This is a genomic window from Enterobacter sp. MG-EB028, from assembly GCF_056673305.1.
The window spans coordinates 3,663,739-3,683,060 of record NZ_CP195079.1; the positions used below are offsets into that span (position 1 = coordinate 3,663,739).

The following is a 19,322-nucleotide window of genomic DNA, read 5'->3' on the forward strand; positions in this document are numbered from 1 at the left end:
TGTGACCAGTCCCATTCGTCAGAATCTGTTTGAACGGGAATGTGATATGCCGCTGCTGGAAGCGCGGCATCTCGCCCTTCTGCTTCTCGGCCTCGATGCTTCCCAACCAGCAAACGCCCTGCCGGAAGAACATCAGGAGAATTACCGTATCCTGCACGATGCCATCAGCCGCACTATCAAAGCCACTGGCATGGTCAGCGCCCCGGCGAACAAACGCATGTTCTATGCCGATGAAATGTTCGCGCTAGCCTGGCGGCTTATTGATGACGAACTGACGCCACCAGAAGTGAAAGACCGCAGCCTGAAGGCGGTGATGAAACTGTCGCGTAATAGCCGTGGCCGCAAGTGGCTGAAGACGCTCGGCGACGATGCGCTGCCGGATATCACTACTTCAGCACAACCTTCCCAGCGTGGGATACATAAGCGCGACAAGGCACGGGAGAATACTGCCAGGCTCTGCTGGTTACTGGTTCAACTTCTGGTTGAGGAGACTGACGGACGGTATGGGACGTCTGATAAACCGGCTTCGGATCGGATACTTCGAAAGCTGAAGGCTCTGGCGCAGGAGCGGGAATTGTCGTCAGATGGACTTGGGCGGGGGACATTTTATGAGGTGATGAAGATGGGGCGGGAAAAGGAATGTAGTTAGTTGATGTTTGCTAATGGGTGTAGAAAGCCAGTTAAATTTTGAAACTTATTATATAGTTAGTCAACTTGGCAGCAGCTCTCATAAAGATTAATGTGGGTACTCCTGCAAAGACTCAATCCTCAACTAACTGATAGTTGTACTTAATACTGGAAGTAAATCAGTGTGATGATGACACAGCGATGGTCAGCAAGGTAGGTCCGCACATCCGAGGGGTAGGACAAGGAAAGTATGCTGCGTATAATGTTTGAAACTGAACTTAGAACCTGAGTACCTAAAATTGAAAGCTATTGACTTATTTGCCGGCGCAGGAGGATTTTCACTCGCTGCATACAGGACCGGTATTGATGTTCAGGTTGCAATCGAGCTGGATAAGCTTGCGTCAGAAACCTATCACAGAAACCTAGTTGAAAATTATGAAACTCAGACTCAGGTTTTTACTCAAGACATCAATGATGTTGATATAGATTCTCTAATGAGGTTTCAGGGGGTGAAAGCTGGGGAACTGGATCTCATTTTGGGAGGCCCGCCTTGTCAAGGTTTTTCGACGCATCGGATTAATGATGCAGGAAAAGATGATCCTCGAAACGCTTTGTTGCTCCGTTACTTTGATTTTGTCGAAAAATTCAGACCAAAGATTTTTCTAGTTGAAAACGTACCTGGCCTTCTCTGGCCGCGTCATGCCGAGTATCTGACTCAATTTTTCTCATTAACACATGAGCATGGCTATCGAGTGATTGGTGGAAAACCTTTCATTCTTAATGCAAGGGATTACGGTGTCCCACAAAACAGAAGGCGAGCTTTCATACTAGCGGTTAGATCGGATATAGATACCAGCGGTTTTGTATGGCCTCCCGAACCTACCCATACCAAAACTGGCAAACAAGAATGGGTCACATCTTCTTGCGTTTTCGAACGCCCGCCGGAGTCGACTTTAATTGAATTCAGAGAGCGATTAGTCGAAAAATTCAACATGTCGATTGAGCTTGCAGAAAATCGTCTAAAACAATTGCAATGGGGTTCACCGATCCCCAAAGAAGATCCATGTAATGTTCATATGGAACATTCAGCTGAAATGCAGTTGTTGTTTAAAAATACGCCATTACTAGGAGACAGAACCGAATCTGGGAGACAACTTGCCTGCCACAAGAACTACAGTGGTCATCTGGACGTGTATGGTCGGATTTATCCACATTTGCCTTCGAACACAATAACCACTGGTTGTAACAACCCGTCGAAGGGGAGATTTGTCCATCCTTGGTTGCATCATGGTATTACATTAAGACATGCAGCCCGTTTACAAACATTTCCTGATGACTATATTTTTCATGGTGGAACGATGGCCATTGCCAAACAAATAGGTAATGCCGTTCCCGTAAAATTAGGTGAAGCATTACTTAAATCGATTATTAATTTGCTATCAATACAGAAAATTGAAGTCGATTCGGCTAAATGTGGATATATTGATTATGATAAGGAATGCATTTGATGACTGATCATGTCACTTTTCAAACTAGGGCAAGGACAATTGACCATCTAGGCCGAGAGCAGATAGCCGATTGCCCTACAGCTATTTCTGAATTATGGAAAAATGCTTATGATGCCTATGCACGTGATGTAGCCCTTCATATTTTTGATGGTGATCTCAACGTTTCAGCCATAGTCGATAATGGTCACGGGATGAATCGGGATGAGTTTGAGTCGAAATGGCTTGTTGTTGGTACTGAGTCCAAAATAAATGGATTCAATATTCCTGAAGATGATCGAGATGGTTTGCCTGAACGGCCTAAACAAGGTCAAAAAGGTATAGGACGCTTATCCTCAGCCGCTATCGGACCTCTATTACTGCTTATATCAAAAAGGAAAAATAGCGATTTTGTTGCTGCACTTATTGACTGGCGTTTATTTGAAAATCCCTTTTTATTCTTAAGTGATGTTCAAATACCAGTTAGAGAATTTAGTCATAAAAATGAGCTTTGTGAAATACTTCCCCTTTTGTTTGACCAGATGATGGGGAATGTATGGGGAGACTCTCATGATCTTGAGCGAACCAAGAGAATTGCAGCAGCATGGGATTCTTTTAGTCGTCAAGAGTTAGAGGATGGTTTAGACATCACAACTCAAAAGAAAATAGAGCAAACCCTGATCCAGGATGTTTTTAAAGAAAAACATTTTAGTAAATGGTCAGTATGGAATGGCGAGTCATTACATGGAACGGCTATGTTCATTGCAGATGTGCAATATGACTTATACATTCAACTTTCAAATGCAGATCTTAACCAAACTGATGATGCGGAAAAAAGTACCCGGGAGCGTTTTTTCCAAACGCTTTCAAACTTCACCGATCCATTTTCGAAAAATGGCGAACCATTAATTAGTGATTTTAACTACAGCGTAACTGGTTGGGTTAATGGTTTGCCTAAAGTAATTATAGGTGAAAATCGCGAATTTGATTTACGAAACTTAGAAGACTTAGAACATATCATTGAAGGAACTGTTGATAACGAGGGATACTTTAAGGGACGAGTAAAAGTTTTTGGTGAGTGGATTGAAGATTATGTCATAAAACCAAAGCAAATATACAAAACAAGAAAAGACAGTGCTTTTGGCCCATTCCATCTGCGAATCGGAGCATTTGAACTGAATATTAACAGCACATCACTCAATGATTCACAGCATGCTCATTTTATGGAACAGTCTGAAAAATATTCAGGCTTCAGAGTGTATCGAGATGGTTTGCGAGTAATGCCATATGGACGTGCTGATAGCGATTATTTCTCTATTGAAGAGCGTCGTTCAAAAAATGCTGGTAGATATTTTTGGTCAGGTCGCCGTATGTTCGGGCGTATCGCCATTACTCGTCATGACAATCCTAATTTAAAAGATAAAGCAGGACGCGAAGGATTTATTGAAAACAGAGCATCTAAAATATTCCGTGAAATTGTTCAAAAAATATTGATCGATTCTGCTGATAAACATTTCGGCAGTTATTCTAAGGGAAGAGGCGAAGCTTTAGAAGATATTAGGGAAAAGAAAACCCTACAAAAAGCTATAGATGATCGCAATAAATTGCTTTCCAAAGAAAGGAAAAGAATACGCACATCCATAAAGAATAACTTAAATCCCTTACACAATTTAGCATTAACAATCTCCGATTTTAGTAAAAACTTAGAAAATCGAATAAATCTAAATTCAATCGATGATCTCCAAGCCTTAAAGGGAACTGTAGATGATTTTTCTGAGCAGATTCAAGGATTTTCTTTAAGTCCAATACCTACTAATTTAGGCAGATTAGAAGAGGACTATCGCGCTTACAGAAAGGAAGAGCTTCAATGCAAAGAAATGATAAAAGGACTTACATATCTAATCAACAGAGCAATAGAAGAGTCTACTGACAAGAGCGAATACGAGAAAGCAAGCGAGGTTTATCGAAGTAAGGTCGCTAGTATTAATAATAGTATTACAAAGTACGCTTCTCGAGGTAAAGATATGCTTGTGAAGCAACAAAGCGAGTTCGAGGAGCTAGTTAAGAATTGTCGCGAGCAATACAAAATTGCAATGGAAGATAGCCTTGAAGACCTAAATCTTCAGAAAGTTTCCCTCGCCTATGTACTTGAGAAACTAGATGCAGAACATCAAAAAATAGAAATAGAAAATGCACAGAAACTTTCCCCTTATATAACTGCTTTAGAAAGAATTAATGAGCAGATTGATTTGGAGGGATTGGCAATACATAGCATGAATGAGTCTGTTAGGTATCAAGAGGAAATAACTCGACTTCATTCCTTAGCACAACTTGGTATCACAGTAGAAATTATTGGGCATGAACTTGATGGGCTAGACCAGGAACTCACGCATGCTCTCAAAATGATGAGCAATACTGAGCTTACAGACTTCCAGAGAAAAAATTTAGAACTGGCACTTACATACCATGAATCTTTAATAGATAAGTTAAAGTTTCTATCTCCTTTAAAACTTTCCGGTAAAAAGGAAGTACAACGAATTACAGGTTATGATATAAGTGAATATGTGAGAGGATATTTCGCTAAACATTTCGAGAATGGCAATATAATATTCACATGTACTCCTGAGTTCAATAATATATCTCTTATGGAACTACAATCACGTATTTATCCTGTTTTTATTAATTTGATAAACAACTCAGTATATTGGGTACAACGACAAAACAGGGCTGATAAAGAAATAATTCTATCATTCAAGGATGATGAGATAATTGTTAGTGATAATGGTCCCGGTGTTGATGAAGATGATATAGATAGTCTGTTTACGCTCTTCTTCACCCGTAAGCAAAGAGGTGGACGAGGAGTCGGCCTTTATCTCTGCAAGCAGAATCTTATGGCTGGTGGGCATAGTATACGCTATGAAACCAGAAATGATTTTAAAACTCTTTGTGGTGCGAACTTCGCTCTTTCGTTGAAAGGATTGATAAAATGACTGATTCGACAATTACATATTCTTCTTTAATAGAAGAAGCATTTATAAAACCTATCAGAAATGTCACAGTCATTGATGATGAATATCCGACTCTTCTATCATTAATAGAGTCACAATTTTCTGGTTCGGTTCCCCCCCCTGAAAACAGCACTGTTGATGCAAATATAGAGCGGTTAAAGAAAATCATTAATATGTGTCATACAACATACCAGTGGGGTATTGATGTTTTTAGCGGGCGCTACCCTGCTATTGGAGGGGGTAGTAACGTCCCGCCACATATACATCATAGTGATTTAGTTATATTAGATTATCATTTGGATGTTGAACCTTCAATTGATGATGGAACACGAGCAAGAGAAATAATAAAGTCTCTTGATGATAATAATCACTATAATTTAATTTTGGTACACACGAAGGGCTATGCTGATGATATAAAGAAAGTATTTATTGAAATCCTTTGCGAACTAATAACGATAGATTTCAGTAATGAGCTAAAACCCTCAGATAACACTATCAGTAGAATGAATGATTGGCTTGATGATAACAATGATGGAGCGGATTACTCATGGATTAATAGCTCCCTGGATTTGCTTCCAATTTTAACTTCTTATAAAAACAATAACAGCTCTGTTTTTTTAAATATAGAAAATGAAGAACATACCATGCATGGTTTTCATTCACAAATCACTGAACTTTCTATGGAAACTGGTATAGATGTTAACGAATTAGTTAAATGGAAATTTCAGGACTTATTAAGAAGCAAAATAAATTTAGAGAAAGAGATCCGTCCTGATTTTGAATGGGATTGGAGTGAAGAATCAAATTTCATAAGCACAGGTAAAACATTTATATCAGTAATAAAAAAAAGCTCAGATGATCCAGCTGAAGAGTTGATCGGTTCATTACATGCAGCATTAGTCAAACGAAATGCTTCACCAATGCATCTACTTATGGCCAAAATGCGTTATGAACTAGATGAAAGAGGTATTGAGCAGGCATGCAAAATTATAAATAATAGGCCAGCCCAAGCTGGATGGCTCTTTAATCTCCTGGAGAACGCTGATAATGATTCTGCCCACGATAAAGCAATTAATCTTCATTGGGAGCAGTTAGCGACAGCCTCTCGATTAGAGCTTAGGGATTTTTCTAAAAAAATCATTAAAGCTGCGGGTTGCGAGACATCTCAAGATAATAAGGAATTTGTCAAAGGTTTCTTTAGCGAGTGCATGATAGATAGAGATAAGACTTTAGGTCTTTTAAACGCTTACAGTTGCTCGATGTCAGTAAACAATAATCATTTAAAAACTGGAACTATATTAAAAATTGGAGATGAAAAATGGGTGTGTGTTACCCCTGCTTGTGATATGGTGCCAGGTCAGAGAGTGAAGCAGTGGCAATCTCGTATAGGAGACTCTTATTTAGCCTTTAAGGCAGTTAAATTAGAATCCGTCCCCATTAAGGATGCTAATAAAAATGCGAATCGAAATGAATATCTTTTCTTGAATGATGGAGATACTCCCTTAGCTTATTCTCTAGGAAAGGACAATATCGTATGGGACACTTTTTTTGCAAGTGGCCAAGGAAATTATAAAGACGAACAATCAATAACCCTATATGCTGCAAGAGAAGAAATTTCAGAAGATAGCAAAGCACTGGTAATGAAAGAAGTGAGGGCAGTTGCAATTGCTGAATTACGATATGAATATGCATTAAATATATTACATAAATTTGGGGCATCTCAAACTCGTGTAGGTCTTGATTTTCAGGATATTAGGAGCATGTGGGCCTAACTAACGACAAAATTTATGGAAGTGTCAACGTCGTTTGGTGCTTCCATATTAATCTAGCAGATTAATCATACAATACTCATATTTACAGTAACTATGCCGTGTCACTTGCAATTTCTAGATTATTTCTTATTCCTCTTTATAACTATCATCTCACTGGATATTTAACTGCTGACTGCTTTTTATGGATATTACGAATAATTTCAAATTTGGTGCTCACCCTTTGATTTGAATGATTCGTACTAGCATATTCTTCCTGCTCATATTTGAGTGTGAAGTCGTGACAGTTGTTGTGGATTGTTTACAGCCGTGCACCGCCATTCGTTAACCTATGTATGTAGGGGTTTGATTGTTCAAGATAGAATAAAACCATTTATTTTCAATTAATTATTGAAAATCATTAGTTCTGACAGCAAATAACTTCTTCCCGGACTCATTACTTTCTATCCGGACTTCACTTTTTCACCCGGACCTATACCTCCCCTCCCCGTTCCGCGCTATAACCGCCTCGACACTCTGTTCCCGTGAGGTGCAATCATGAAAACCCGTGCTGACAGTAACGATGCTTTTCCCGAAAGCGGTAATGTGCGTATGCGTCAGGTGGTCCAGTTTCTGGCGATGAGTGAATCGTCGGTTTACCGCCTGATTAAAGACACCGACTTTCCCCGCCCCGTCCACCTCTCTTCCCGACTGGTGGTCTTCGATGCTGCTGAAATCCGCCGGTGGCAACAGCGCCGCACCGCCATCCGTTAATCCACGCTCAGGGATGAGCCGACCGATACCCCATCATGAAACGCGCCCCTTTTCTCAACAAGCAGTCTCCCGAGCGCACGCTCGAGGTGGTGATCCTGGCCGGAAGCCTGGCATGGGAGACCTCACGCGTCTGGCGAAAAGATCCCGACCGGGAAGATGATATTCCTCCGGTGGTGCTCGGCCCGGATGAACTGGCCGATCTGGACAACCTGACCATTATCAGGCCCGACACGTTCTATGCCCGTGTACTTCGTACCGGCGATATACGCGAAGAAGACCTGCTGAAAATCGCCGTAAAACTGGCACACGCGGGTGTGCAGATGGCGCGGCTGATGACCCCCGACGGTGAGTTAGTGGAGAACTGGACCGGGCAGCTTGCACGCCTGCGACAGGAAAGGCCTTCTGACATCCTGCCGGATCACTTCCGCCTCGATGAAGAAGCGCTATGGTTTGACAAGCTCACCGAACGCCGGGACGGTGAAAGCGACGTCCAGCCCCAGCGCATCTGTTCCCCTCTGCGCGTCACCGCCATCACCTGCGACAGCCATGACGGCAGCTATGGCCGCCTGCTGGAATGGCACACCACCACCGGGCAGTTGCGGCGCTGGGCCATGCCAATGGCTATGCTCAGCGGCAACGGCGAGGAGCTGCGGCGCATCCTGCTGGAGAACGGCCTGACCTACATCTCCACCCGCCCCGCCCTGCGCAGCCTGTTATGTGAATATATCTCGCGGTCACTCCCCGGACGCCGGGTCATCTGCGTGGAGAAAACCGGCTGGCACAACGGCGTGTATGTGCTGCCGGATGAGGTTATCGGTCCCGATGGCGACAATGTCATCCTTCAGGGCAGCCACTACCTGACTGGCGGCTTTGCACAGGGCGGTACTCTGGCGGAGTGGCAGGAGCAGGTCGCCGCACTATGTGCAGGCAACTCGCGGCTGGTCTTTGCCGTCTGCTGTGCGCTGGCCGCCCCGCTGCTGCGCCTGACCGGAACGGGTGGTGGCGGTTTTCACCTGCGCGGTGAGTCCACCGACGGCAAAACCACGGTGATGAAGGTGGCCGCCTCCGTCTGTGGCGGCACGGACTACTGGCACTCCTGGCGGGCCACCGGGAATGCGCTGGAAGGAATTGCCAGCCGCCACAACGATGCCCTGCTGCCGCTCGATGAACTGCGCGAGGTGGATCCGCGGGAAGCCGGGATGATTGCCTATATGCTGGCGAACGGCCAGGGCAAGGGGCGCGCCCGCATCGATGGCGAAGTACGTAACCGCAGGCACTGGACGCTGCTGCTGTTCTCCACCGGGGAGCTGTCGCTGGCGGAACACACCGAACGCGCCGGGGAGCGCCTCTACGCCGGAATGGACGTGCGCATGGTACAAATCCCCAGCGACACCGGGCAGCATGGCGCGTTTGAGCAGCTACACGGTTTTGCCAGCGGCCAGCAGTTCGCCGATACCGTCTGCGACAGGGTAGCCCGCTTCCACGGCACCGCTTTTCGTGCCTGGCTGGCCTTCCTCACCGGCGACCTGGACGCGAGCACCACGCTGGCAAGAGAGCTACTTCGCCACTACCAGACCGCCCTGATGCCGGAGAATGCCGGAAACCAGGTGCAACGCATCGTGGCCCGCTTTGCGCTGCTGGCGGTGGCCGGAGAGATAGCGACGCTGCACGGCATCACGGGCTGGCAGGAAGGCACGGCGTATGAGGCAGTGCAGATCTGCCAGCACGCCTGGCTGAACGAACGCGGCCATATTGCCAACCAGGAAGATGAAGGCGTGCTGGCGCAGATCAAGCGGTTCATCACCGCGCACCAGTACAGCCGCTTTGCCTCGTGGGATGGCCCGGACCGCCCGCTGAATATGGTGGGCTTTCGCCGGGTGGAAAAAGATCCGCTGACGGGTGAAGAGCACACACTGTTTCACATCCTGCCGGAGGGCTGGCGGGAAATGTGCCGGGGATTCAGTCCCGCCAGAGCGGCGAGATTATGCCAGGAAGCAGAATGCCTGCTACCCGGCAGCGACGGGAAATACCAGTCGCAGGTTCGCCTGCCGGAGATCGGCAAAGCCAGGGTCTACCGGCTCACCTCCCGCATTCTCAATATCTGAGTGCAGTCTCGCGTGTCTTAAAAAAAGGTGGTACAGGTGGGACAAGTGGTACACGCAGAGCTGGCGCGGGTTACAACGTCCCACCTCAGAGAATTTGGTTTAAAAAAAGTGGTACAGGGTGGGACAGCCGTTGCTGAAGCTGTCCCACTTTTCCGACTGGCATTTTTCAGGTGGTACAGCGCAAAGCCACGGCTGGCGCGGTTGTACCACTTGTCCCACCTGTACCACCTCAAAAACAGAAGAACTGAAAATGGCGAAAAGGGGCTGAAACGGCAAAGGCTGAAAGGAAGGGAGAATAAGGGGAACGGGCCTGCCCTTAAAGGGCGAAAAAATCATGCTAAACCTTCAAAAAAAAGCTACGATGTGTAAACTTACGGATTTCTACAAGTATGGAATCACACCTAGCGGATGAAAGCATCATTTCAGGTAATACCATCATTACTCAATATAATATTACCATTAAAAATTGAGACATTATAAAAGGGAAGTAAACATGAATACATTATTTATTAACATCCACTACCCAAGCTGCAGGGCAAATAAATTCTACAGCGAAGACTTTATAAAGGCTATCAAAGAAGAATTTAAAGATGCGAAATTCACTTTAGAATTTGGTGTTCACGACCATGGTGACGGAATATTTCCATACGGACACTCTGACATTCGATACCCATCAAACACCTCTGACATCGACGTAAAAGATATATCTTCAAGAGTGGAATCCGTATTCATATCTTTAGTAGAAGCAAATAGAAATTAATGAAATCAAGCTGAAGCCGAACATTTATTAATGTTCGGCTTATTAATACGTCAGCTTTTTTTGTAGTGTACATATAGATTAAGCACTGCTTCTGCAAACCTATCATCAACCGTATAAAAATAGCATTCTGGTACATCCAGCACTCGCGCAAATTCACACACTAACTCAAACGTCGGTTTATGCGTACCATTCTCATAGTGTGACAAACGTGAGTAAGCTGTAGCCTCTTCTATGCCAGCGAGTACACCAAGCTTTTCCTGGGTCAGCTTTGCTCGCAAACGAGCTTCTTTTAGTCTCTTGGGGATCATACCGTGCGTCCTGTATGGATTTCACGGTAATCTTTAGCATTACTCAAGTTCTTTTATCTTTAGACTTCATAAAGATAGAAACCATAACATTAAAGGGAGTACTAACACGACCAATTAACTTATATATACCTTTTCCACTGCACCCGTTTTCCCCTATGTAGCTTCAGCATTGCATCAGCAAAGCTGTCATCCAGCGTGTAGAAGTAACCTTCAGGTAAATTGAGAACTTCAGCAAATCGACAAACCAGTTCGAATTTAGGTTTATGCCTACCATTTTCGTAATGGGACATTCGCGAATAGCCCGTTTCTTCTGAAACACCTGCTGCAATAGCCAATTCCTCTTGTGACATATCGGCTAACTCTCTCGCAATCCTAAGACGCTTCGGAACCATAACCCTGTCCTGTTAGTGGTTATATTGACAGCATCTTTAGCATTCCTTAAGATGAGTTATCTTTAGACTTCCTAAAGAATGGGTAAGGGATTACCTTGACTGGTTTTAGACCTGAGAGAGGTAACCGAAATGGCTAAAAAAGACTGGCACCCCGCCGACATCGTTGCCGCCTTACACAAGCGCGGTACCAGTCTGGCGAAACTATCGCGGGAAGCAGGACTGGCCTCGTCAACGCTGTCGAATACCCTGACGCGCCCGTGGCCGAAAGGCGAGTGGCTGATTGCCATCGCGCTCGACGTGCATCCGTCAGCGATCTGGCCGGAGCGTTACCTCAACGCCAATAACAAACGTGAGCCCCGTAAACCGCTTCACCCCATGACAACAACCGATAACTCCGGGACATAACGACCCGCGCTGTGAGTGGCAGGACGCATTAACCAACGACACCTGACAGGAGAGTTGTTTATGCACACCGAACCACAACCCAACATCCTCGCACTGAGTACAGGAGGCCTCCATGTTTCTGGTCTCCCTGGCTGAAAGCTTTATCCACCTGTTCCAGGCCGCAGGCAAAATCTTCCTCGACATGATGACCGGGCTAATCCCGATGCTCATCTGCCTGTTGCTGGCCATCAACTTCCTGATGAAGCTGGTCGGTACCGTCAGAATGGAGAAAGTTGCCACCCTGCTTGGCCGCTCGCGCATTCTCACCTACGGCGTGCTGCCGGTGCTCGGCTGGTTCTTTATGAGCAGCCCCGGCGCGCTAACCCTCGGCAAGCTTTTACCTGAGAAGAGCAAGCCCGGTTATGAAGATGCGCTCGGCACCACCGCCCATCCGCTTACCAGCCTGTTTCCCCATGTGGTGCCGTCGGAGCTGTTTGTCTGGCTCGGCGTCGCCGCCGGGATTAAGGCACTCGGCCTGCCCGTCACCCCACTGGCGCTGCGCTATATCGCCGCCGCCATGCTGATTGGCCTGATACGCGGAATTATCACCGAGTACCTGTTCCTGCGGCTCAGCAAGCGGGGGAATGCCCCATGATGATTTACTGCGCACGCATTACTGCCATCGGGCTGTTCGTCGCCGACGGCCTCACCGACAAGATGCTCATCACCTTCGACAGCAACGGGCCGAAGGACTGTCTCGATTACTCCCTGTCGCTGGAGCCGTCGTTCCGGGAAGAGAGCCTGATGATACTCCCCGGCGACCGCCTGCTGCTGGCGGGCCATGATTATCTGGTGACCAGTGTTGGCAAAGGTGCACAGCAGGCGCTGTTTGAACTCGGCCACCTGACGCTGGTGTTCAATGGTGACCTGAATCCCTGCCACGTCGGGGCGGTTCACCTCTCCGGCCCGGTGCCGAACCTGCGTGACCTGCACGGTAACCTGGTGATAGAGGAGGGACGCCCATGAACACGGTGCTTATTCCTCCCGGTCCCGGTGGTTACGGCAAGGGACTGTGGCTGCCCGTTGCCAGCGGTAAAAAGGTGCTCTCGCTGACCGGGCGGGAAATCCATCCGGTTGCGATAGAAATCGGCGCGCTCACCGAATCGGAAATCGTTAACGGCTTCTCTGACATTCCGCCGGATAACGACATCCTGTGCGTGGTGATTAACTGCGCCGGGTCCCTGCGCTGCGGCCTGTATCCGCAGAAGGGTATCCCGACCATCAACGTGCTCCCCACCTGGCGGGCCGGACCGCTGGCGCACTTTATTACCGAGGATAACTACGTCTCCGGCGTGACGATGGAGCAACTGGTTCTGGTGGATACTGCCGAAGTCCCGGAAGGTAAACCTGAGATAACACGGAAGCCTGCGCCACGGGTCATCACCACACCTCCACCACCGCGCGGCGCGGAGAAACTGGTACGCATGGTGGAGCAGACCGGCACCGCCACCGGACACGTTATCGCCCTGCTGTTCGCCGCCAGCCGTGAAGCGGTGGACGTGTCGCTGCGCAACGTTATCCCGTTTATGGCCTTTGTCTCACTGCTGATAGCCCTGGTGCAGGAAACGGCGCTCGGCAGCCTGATTGCCCATGCCCTGACGCCGCTGGCGAACTCGCTGTGGGGACTGGTGCTGCTGTCGCTCATCTGCGGCATTCCGTTCCTCTCCCCGGTGCTCGGGCCGGGCGCGGCCATCTCGCAGGTTATTGGCGTGATGATTGGCACCCAGATTGGCGCAGGGGCCATCTCTCCGGCCTTCGCCCTGCCCGCCCTGTTTGCCATCAACGTACAGGTCGGCTGCGACTTCGTGCCGGTAGGCCTTTCCATGCAGGAGGCAAAGCCGGAGACCATCGCAAAAGGTGTACCCGCCTTTCTGCTGTCGAGACAACTGACCGGACCGCTGGCCGTCATCATCGGCTGGCTGTTTTCCCTGGGCTTATTCTGAGGACTCAATGATGAACAAAATCAGAGCCGCCGTGGTGGGCGCAGGTATTTACGGCAAACACCATATGAATGCGTACCGCCACAACCCGGGCACGGTGCTGGTCGCCATCTGCGACACCGACACAGAGCGCTGCGACGACCTTGCCATGTCATACGGCATCATGGGCTATACACGGCTGGACGTTCTTCTGCAGGAGGAAGCCATCGACGTGGTCTCGGTGGCGACGCCGGACCCGTACCACACCGAATCCATCCTCACCGCCCTGCGCTACGGCAAGCATGTACTGGCGGAAAAGCCCCTCGCCACCTCGGTACGCGAGTGTGAGCTCATCGTCGAGCTGGCACAGCAGCGCGGCCTGCTGGTCGGCGTCGATTTCCACAAACGCTGGGACCCGGCAGTGATGCGCATCAAAGCCGAACTGGAAAAGCCGGAGACCGGGCACATCCTGCGCGGGCATATCAGTATGGACGACGTGATAACGGTCCCGACGGCGTGGCTGAACTGGGCGGGCGCAAGCTCCCCGGTATGGTTCCTCGGCTCCCATTGTTTCGATCTGGTGCGGTATCTCTCCGGGCAGGAGGTGGTATCAGTGTATGCGGTGGGCCAGAAGCAATTGCTGGACGTATGGGGTTTAGATACCCACGACAGCGTACAAAGCCTGCTGACGATGGCCGACGGCAGTTCGTGGGTGGTGGAAAATTCGTGGGTGCTGCCGGAGGGCTTTCCGAAGGACAACGACGGGCGTATCGATATCCTCTGCGAGGCCACGTATATCCGCAGCACCTCGCAGCATCGGGGGCTGGAAATCACCACCCCGGATAAGACACTCACACCCAACAGCTATTTCATCAACTACCGCAACGGTGTCGCCAGCGGCTTCGGTATCGATCCGATCAACGACTTTGTTCGCGCGGTCAGGAACCGTTCGCCGTACCCGGTGACGGCAGAGGATGGGCTGGCGGTCAGCCGGATTTGTGGGGCGGTGCATCGCAGCTTGGTGAGTGGGAAGCCTGAACGCACGATAATGCCATAACTTCAAGGGCTGTACCTGTCTACTACGTCAGATTGGTAAAGCCCTTACTCCAGCAAGCCAGACAAAGCACAGGAATTATTAGAAAGCATGGTCAGCTTTGAGCGAGGAGCAGAAATTAAATCTGCAATACAAAATTTATCGCCCGATGAAAAAACACGCTCCTCAAATAGTTTACAACCCAACTGATACTTACTGTTAATTAGGAAAAAACCCCAAGAACTCTCTTGGGATTTTTATTCTCTCAAGTGGGGCTTATGTTAAAAATATAATCATAACATAGCGCACTTTTATTTAGCTGCACATTTTATGAGATTCAAAATTGATGGAATATAAAGTCTCTCTTCAACAACTTTAGTTTTTTTAAAATGATCAGAATGAAAATCCAAATGTTTTTTCAACGTTTTCTCCCAAGATTCATCTTTAAAATTATCTTCAACCTCAACTATTTTCTCGAAGCAGAATATCATTCTGGCCACGTACCAAACATATTGGTCATACATAGGATCTCGCTCATGTCTACTATCTGCGGTGTAACCCTTAGAGAAATGCGGGTTTTCCATAGCTAATTGTAAATATGCTTGATAAGCCGTGTCTGCAATAGTTTTTTTGGCAATTTCTTTGCTCTCACTGATGGTTGCTTTGGCAACTAAAATCGCCCAAATAGCCACTCCAGCGCTTACCAACGGAGAAGCTATAGTAGCTAACTTAACTAATGTGTCCATATGTACTCTTAATGTTTTCGATTGAATCCAGCAGGCTGGGACTTTGTCTTTCTGTATAAACTTAGCTTACGCCTAAAAGCTGCTAAATCTATATCAGCAGTGCTAATTGCTATTTGGCCAGTCCCATGAGCATGAGAGATCAGTTTATGATGCTTTTCTTTGTATGGGGCTTGCATACTTGAACCACCATACTCTCCCGTATTTGTAATAACAACATGTTGATACATATGCCACTGAAGCGCTGAAGCCATATTATCGAATGTGTCAATATCTTTATTGTAAGCCACAATGACAAACATATCAGTTAAATCTCTCAGGTCTGCCGCAAGCTTTATATCTGTTGCATCGTAGCAAATCGCGCCAGTTATTTTAAATGGTCCTTCTGGATGCCCCTCAATAGAAATAATATGTTGGGATGGTCTATATCCCTGAACACCAAGAGTAACTTCATCTACTGTCATATGATATTTACCCTGGTCACGAATACGCCACTGAGTTCCTGACTCGGAAGAGTCTGGAATGATCCAGCGAGCTTTATTAACAATTTTGCCATCTTGTTCACAGAAGACAAATCCGCAAAATATGATGGCTTTAGTTTTAAATGCCAGAGCTTTTACTATGTCTTCGTCTTCTGGATGAACAGCTAATTCAGAAAAAACAATAAGATCAGCAGTACTGGTATGATCTCTAGATTCCGTCTTAAGTTTAGTATTTAAAGTCTGCTCCGTTAGCTTACAAATTTCCGCGAGATGTTCTCTATGCTTCCAACGCACATCGGAATTATCCAGTGTTACGTCAGAAGGGTGAAAATGTTTATCCTTAGGAAATAACTGCTGCACAGTAACAATTCTAAATTGGTTAGATGCTAACTCAGGTCTACTGACAACAGTAGGTAATGTTGGAACATTGGATGAAGTGCATATTTGCTTTTCTAAATAAATTAGCCTTTCTACCATACATTTTCTAAACTCATCAAGGCAGGTAATTGACAATATATCGTCTTGATTTATGTACGAAGAAGAAAAACCTGGCCATTGCAATCCATGCTGAAGAAAGCTTGCAAACCAATCAGTTATAGTTCCATATGACCCAACAATTGATTCTGGTGTATGTAACATTCCCATACGTCGCTTGTAAAACTGAGAACGTATACCATCATACTTTTCGCTATTAAACTTTAAATCATTTCGCTGGGTGTAATCCACATTACCCAAAGCAGCACTTCTTAGCACACTACACACCCAATATAATTTTTGTGCATCATGTTGTTGGGGGGGATGAGAAGCTACTAACCACTCAGGGCTTGCATAGCGCGGGTCTGTAGGTATTTTTCCTATTTTATCTATCGAACATGAAATATTAACGCCAGGACGCCATAGTTCTGTCCATGATGTTGATACATCTGATAAATTTACTTTTATTTCATGTGGAGAATACTGCTTACCATTAGATTTCCATGCTTTTTTCTCCTTATCATCTAGAAGATCAACTAATGCTATACCCAGTTTAAGAAGAGCATGTTCATATTTAAACGGGTTTTCCTTGAAGCTGATTACTGATGAAAGATTATGCTCCGAACCATTTGGTTTTGACTCATTTTTAGGTATAGCCCATCTAAATTCGTTAATCCTATTTTTATCTATATCACTATCTTTCATCCTAACTATTTCTTTCCAAATTGCGTTCCAAAACTCACCACCACGGAAAGCAAAATTGTTTATAATTGAATCTACTGCTTCTTTATTTTTTGTATGTGAAAGTAGAAAAACAGCATTTGCTTGGTAATCTTTGCTGATCTGAGCAGATAATTCAAATAGGTAACCATCACTAATATTCAATGGTTCTAAGTGTTTTTTAATCAAAACGTTTTGGAGTCTAGTAAGATCAGGAGATGCTTTATTACTAGCTATAAACGGCTTGTTGATTACAGCAAGATAGAGTAGTGCTTGCTGATATGCATAACTTGGAATGTCAGATTTACAAGAAAGTAGTTTTTGAGCAAATGATGTAACTTCACCCATCAACTTTTGATAATTAGATATGCACTCTGGCTGTATATTTCGGTAGAGATCAACGACGCTACGAAATATATCAGAAAGAAGATATATCATGATATATTTATCACACTTGTCACGATTCGATTTTATTCTTTTAAAAATATCATCAAGAATGGTTTTATAAGCATCCAGATTAGGGTTTATGGCTATTGCCTTACGAAAGATAACCATAATCGATGGATCTTTAAGCCATGCCTTAAATAATTTCTTTGCAATCAACTCAGATTCATTATCAAATTGCTTTCTCTCTTCAGGTGAGATCAGTTTGCTTTTTTTAGTTAAGCTTGTTTCCAGTCTATGGGCCGAAAATCTACGCAAAGATTCTACTTTAATCGATTTATCATTGTTAAAACCTGGGAATGAATCATTAGCATCATCGAAGAAATTATCTTGCTCAGTCAGTAATAACTGTTGAAGTGCTGGTATATTATTATCTAGCCCGTTACGCTCAGGAATACTCGAAGTTCCTATTTCATGCTGAATTTCATTAATTCTATTTGTAAGGCCGCTTCCGTTATCAATATCTGAAAGTATTAAAATTGACGTTTTTTTATCATTGACCTCTAAATAAGGCTCTCCATCTAACTTATCTTGTTTCAATGTTTCATCGAGAACACCTTGAACTAACCCATGAACAAATTCCTTGATTTCTTTATTATTTAGCGCCTCCCCAGAAATCACCAACCTAATATCATCTACATATCGACAGTAATCATGCAGTATAATATGGCTACCATCACGAAATTTAGAAATTATAGACTCATCAAAATCAATGAGATATGCGTTCGCCAGAGCTCCAGCCGATGCTAAGCCTTGAGGAAGCCCAACGATTTTTTTTAAATCCAAACTGCCAAGTAAAGACAAAGTGTCTTTAGGCCATGTCCAATTCAAAATTTGAGTTGCCAAACTCCAGAAATCATTATTATCTGAAATGCTGCAATCGTAATGTTTAGAAGATATTTCTTTAAGTTTTTTTATCAGAAGATCTATTTTTATAGAACTAAAAAAGTTTTTCAAATCCAAACTAACAATATAAACATCATCAATCCCACTGACTTTATTTACAGTTTCCCTTCCTACATAGATAGGTCTTTGTAGGAAATTTCGATAATCTGTAGAGAACTTCCTGTAATATTCGCTTCCACCCCAACGAAATCTGGCCTTATCATTATTCCAATCACAAATAAGCCTATTTCCGTAACTAACAACTTTATTTTTCACATGCTCAGCATAGCCAAGGTTACTTAGTGAACAATCTTTCTGCCTCGTTTCTAGCGAATCAGCAATACACATCATTACGGCTGTAGCAAAAGACTGCTCCTTGATAGATATATTAGCTAATGGTCTTAATTTTCTATCCTCTTTATTTGTAATCCACTTCCCTTTTTTAAAAAACCAGTTAGCACCTTTGGGAGCGAGTATTAATTCAATATCACTTTTAGAAAAAGTGGCATTTTTGACTTCATTTGACCATTTAGTGACTTCATCACTAATATCAAATGCACATTTGTCAAGCGCTAATAGATCTGCATACCAATTGTGAGTTCTGACAAAACTGTCTGTTTTTTTCCATGCCAATCCTAAAATAAATGAGTCCTTAAGGTACTCAGAACTAGGTTCTAGGTTATAATACTTTTTATCAAGTAGTTTCATTTTTCTCAACTTAATCTTAAGCGTTCTTATTCACTTCAACTACAGCATCGAAATTCACTGCTTGTATCACTCCATATAACTATACTACCGTTACTTAATAGAATGATCCACGGTAAGTTTCAAAGGTTGAGTTGTGTTGAATGGCGGTCCACCTGATACATCAGGCATTTCTTTCAGGCTTTAAATCAGGTTGTACGAAGGGGAGCGTTGTCGTGGTCTACAAAATTGGCCCCCTACTTAGAGTTTTCTAGTATCGGTCCGTTT

The 19,322-nt window shown here is 45.1% G+C and carries 16 protein-coding genes; 12 read left to right on the forward strand and 4 right to left on the reverse strand.

Annotation, left to right across the window (positions count from 1 at the left end):
* Window position 1 precedes the first annotated feature (1 nt).
* From ACR42C_RS17305 to ACR42C_RS17335, 7 genes are all read left to right on the forward strand, one after another.
* Complete coding sequence (locus tag ACR42C_RS17305) at window positions 2–649, forward strand: hypothetical protein (protein ID WP_209419752.1); 648 nt, start codon at window positions 2–4, stop codon at window positions 647–649.
* 250 nt (window positions 650–899) lie between these two features.
* Window positions 900–2,135 (forward strand): DNA cytosine methyltransferase, encoded by a 1,236-nt coding sequence (locus ACR42C_RS17310; protein ID WP_479985206.1) that lies wholly within the window; start codon window positions 900–902, stop codon window positions 2,133–2,135.
* Window positions 2,135–5,101 (forward strand): ATP-binding protein, encoded by a 2,967-nt coding sequence (locus ACR42C_RS17315; RefSeq protein WP_209419750.1) that lies wholly within the window; start codon window positions 2,135–2,137, stop codon window positions 5,099–5,101. Before ACR42C_RS17310 ends, ACR42C_RS17315 begins: the two co-directional genes overlap by 1 nt.
* Window positions 5,098–6,891 carry a response regulator receiver domain gene (locus ACR42C_RS17320; RefSeq protein WP_479984369.1) on the forward strand — a complete coding sequence of 598 codons (1,794 nt, stop codon included), beginning with the start codon at window positions 5,098–5,100 and terminating at the stop codon, window positions 6,889–6,891. The genes ACR42C_RS17315 and ACR42C_RS17320 overlap by 4 nt, the downstream gene beginning before the upstream one ends.
* Window positions 6,892–7,425: 534 nt before the next feature.
* Window positions 7,426–7,641: an AlpA family phage regulatory protein gene (locus ACR42C_RS17325; RefSeq protein WP_209419748.1), complete on the forward strand. Its 216-nt coding sequence runs from the start codon at window positions 7,426–7,428 to the stop codon at window positions 7,639–7,641.
* Between the two features lie 35 nt (window positions 7,642–7,676).
* Window positions 7,677–9,746, forward strand: a complete 2,070-nt coding sequence (locus tag ACR42C_RS17330) for a DUF927 domain-containing protein (protein WP_479984370.1) — start codon at window positions 7,677–7,679, stop codon at window positions 9,744–9,746.
* Window positions 9,747–10,239: 493 nt separating this feature from the next.
* Window positions 10,240–10,506: a hypothetical protein gene (locus ACR42C_RS17335; protein WP_109213320.1), complete on the forward strand. Its 267-nt coding sequence runs from the start codon at window positions 10,240–10,242 to the stop codon at window positions 10,504–10,506.
* Between the two features lie 50 nt (window positions 10,507–10,556).
* Here ACR42C_RS17335 and ACR42C_RS17340 read toward each other — a convergent pair whose 3' ends face one another.
* Window positions 10,557–10,814, reverse strand: a complete 258-nt coding sequence (locus ACR42C_RS17340) for a helix-turn-helix transcriptional regulator (protein ID WP_109213319.1) — start codon at window positions 10,812–10,814, stop codon at window positions 10,557–10,559.
* 119 nt (window positions 10,815–10,933) lie between these two features.
* Window positions 10,934–11,206 carry a helix-turn-helix transcriptional regulator gene (locus ACR42C_RS17345; RefSeq protein ID WP_479984371.1) on the reverse strand — a complete coding sequence of 91 codons (273 nt, stop codon included), beginning with the start codon at window positions 11,204–11,206 and terminating at the stop codon, window positions 10,934–10,936.
* Window positions 11,207–11,335: 129 nt separating this feature from the next.
* On the opposite strand from ACR42C_RS17345, the gene ACR42C_RS17350 reads away from it, so the two are divergent.
* The 5 genes from ACR42C_RS17350 to ACR42C_RS17370 all read left to right on the forward strand — a co-directional run bounded on the left by ACR42C_RS17350 (window position 11,336) and on the right by ACR42C_RS17370 (window position 14,626).
* Window positions 11,336–11,611 carry a helix-turn-helix domain-containing protein gene (locus tag ACR42C_RS17350; protein ID WP_209419745.1) on the forward strand — a complete coding sequence of 92 codons (276 nt, stop codon included), beginning with the start codon at window positions 11,336–11,338 and terminating at the stop codon, window positions 11,609–11,611.
* 112 nt (window positions 11,612–11,723) lie between these two features.
* The gene (srlA, locus tag ACR42C_RS17355) at window positions 11,724–12,245 is read left to right on the forward strand and encodes a PTS glucitol/sorbitol transporter subunit IIC (protein WP_209419744.1); all 522 of its coding nucleotides are present in this window, start codon (window positions 11,724–11,726) and stop codon (window positions 12,243–12,245) included.
* Window positions 12,242–12,616, forward strand: a complete 375-nt coding sequence (locus tag ACR42C_RS17360) for a PTS glucitol/sorbitol transporter subunit IIA (protein WP_195606796.1) — start codon at window positions 12,242–12,244, stop codon at window positions 12,614–12,616. Before srlA ends, ACR42C_RS17360 begins: the two co-directional genes overlap by 4 nt.
* Entirely contained in the window at window positions 12,613–13,593 is a 981-nt protein-coding gene (gene srlE / locus ACR42C_RS17365) for a PTS glucitol/sorbitol transporter subunit IIB (RefSeq protein WP_479984372.1), read from the forward strand. Before ACR42C_RS17360 ends, srlE begins: the two co-directional genes overlap by 4 nt.
* Window positions 13,594–13,603: 10 nt before the next feature.
* Window positions 13,604–14,626 carry a Gfo/Idh/MocA family protein gene (locus ACR42C_RS17370; RefSeq protein WP_479985207.1) on the forward strand — a complete coding sequence of 341 codons (1,023 nt, stop codon included), beginning with the start codon at window positions 13,604–13,606 and terminating at the stop codon, window positions 14,624–14,626.
* A gap of 287 nt (window positions 14,627–14,913) precedes the next feature.
* Here the strand turns inward: ACR42C_RS17370 and ACR42C_RS17375 are convergent, their stop codons facing one another.
* Together ACR42C_RS17375 and ACR42C_RS17380 are read right to left on the reverse strand one after the other, a co-directional pair.
* Window positions 14,914–15,348, reverse strand: a complete 435-nt coding sequence (locus ACR42C_RS17375) for a restriction endonuclease (RefSeq protein WP_142512544.1) — start codon at window positions 15,346–15,348, stop codon at window positions 14,914–14,916.
* A gap of 8 nt (window positions 15,349–15,356) precedes the next feature.
* Window positions 15,357–19,058: an RNA-directed DNA polymerase gene (locus tag ACR42C_RS17380; RefSeq protein ID WP_142512543.1), complete on the reverse strand. Its 3,702-nt coding sequence runs from the start codon at window positions 19,056–19,058 to the stop codon at window positions 15,357–15,359.
* Between the last annotated feature and the right edge of the window lie 264 nt (window positions 19,059–19,322).

Coding starts and splice junctions, on each gene's coding strand:
- ACR42C_RS17325 (WP_209419748.1), top strand. CDS start 7,426: ATGAAAACCCGTGCTGACAGTAACGATGCTTTTCCCGAAAGCGGTAAT.
- ACR42C_RS17315 (WP_209419750.1), top strand. CDS start 2,135: ATGACTGATCATGTCACTTTTCAAACTAGGGCAAGGACAATTGACCAT.
- ACR42C_RS17370 (WP_479985207.1), top strand. CDS start 13,604: ATGAACAAAATCAGAGCCGCCGTGGTGGGCGCAGGTATTTACGGCAAA.
- ACR42C_RS17330 (WP_479984370.1), top strand. CDS start 7,677: ATGAAACGCGCCCCTTTTCTCAACAAGCAGTCTCCCGAGCGCACGCTC.
- ACR42C_RS17340 (WP_109213319.1), bottom strand. CDS start 10,814: ATGATCCCCAAGAGACTAAAAGAAGCTCGTTTGCGAGCAAAGCTGACC.
- ACR42C_RS17360 (WP_195606796.1), top strand. CDS start 12,242: ATGATGATTTACTGCGCACGCATTACTGCCATCGGGCTGTTCGTCGCC.
- ACR42C_RS17335 (WP_109213320.1), top strand. CDS start 10,240: ATGAATACATTATTTATTAACATCCACTACCCAAGCTGCAGGGCAAAT.
- ACR42C_RS17320 (WP_479984369.1), top strand. CDS start 5,098: ATGACTGATTCGACAATTACATATTCTTCTTTAATAGAAGAAGCATTT.
- srlA (WP_209419744.1), top strand. CDS start 11,724: ATGTTTCTGGTCTCCCTGGCTGAAAGCTTTATCCACCTGTTCCAGGCC.
- ACR42C_RS17375 (WP_142512544.1), bottom strand. CDS start 15,348: ATGGACACATTAGTTAAGTTAGCTACTATAGCTTCTCCGTTGGTAAGC.
- ACR42C_RS17345 (WP_479984371.1), bottom strand. CDS start 11,206: ATGGTTCCGAAGCGTCTTAGGATTGCGAGAGAGTTAGCCGATATGTCA.
- srlE (WP_479984372.1), top strand. CDS start 12,613: ATGAACACGGTGCTTATTCCTCCCGGTCCCGGTGGTTACGGCAAGGGA.
- ACR42C_RS17350 (WP_209419745.1), top strand. CDS start 11,336: ATGGCTAAAAAAGACTGGCACCCCGCCGACATCGTTGCCGCCTTACAC.
- ACR42C_RS17380 (WP_142512543.1), bottom strand. CDS start 19,058: ATGAAACTACTTGATAAAAAGTATTATAACCTAGAACCTAGTTCTGAG.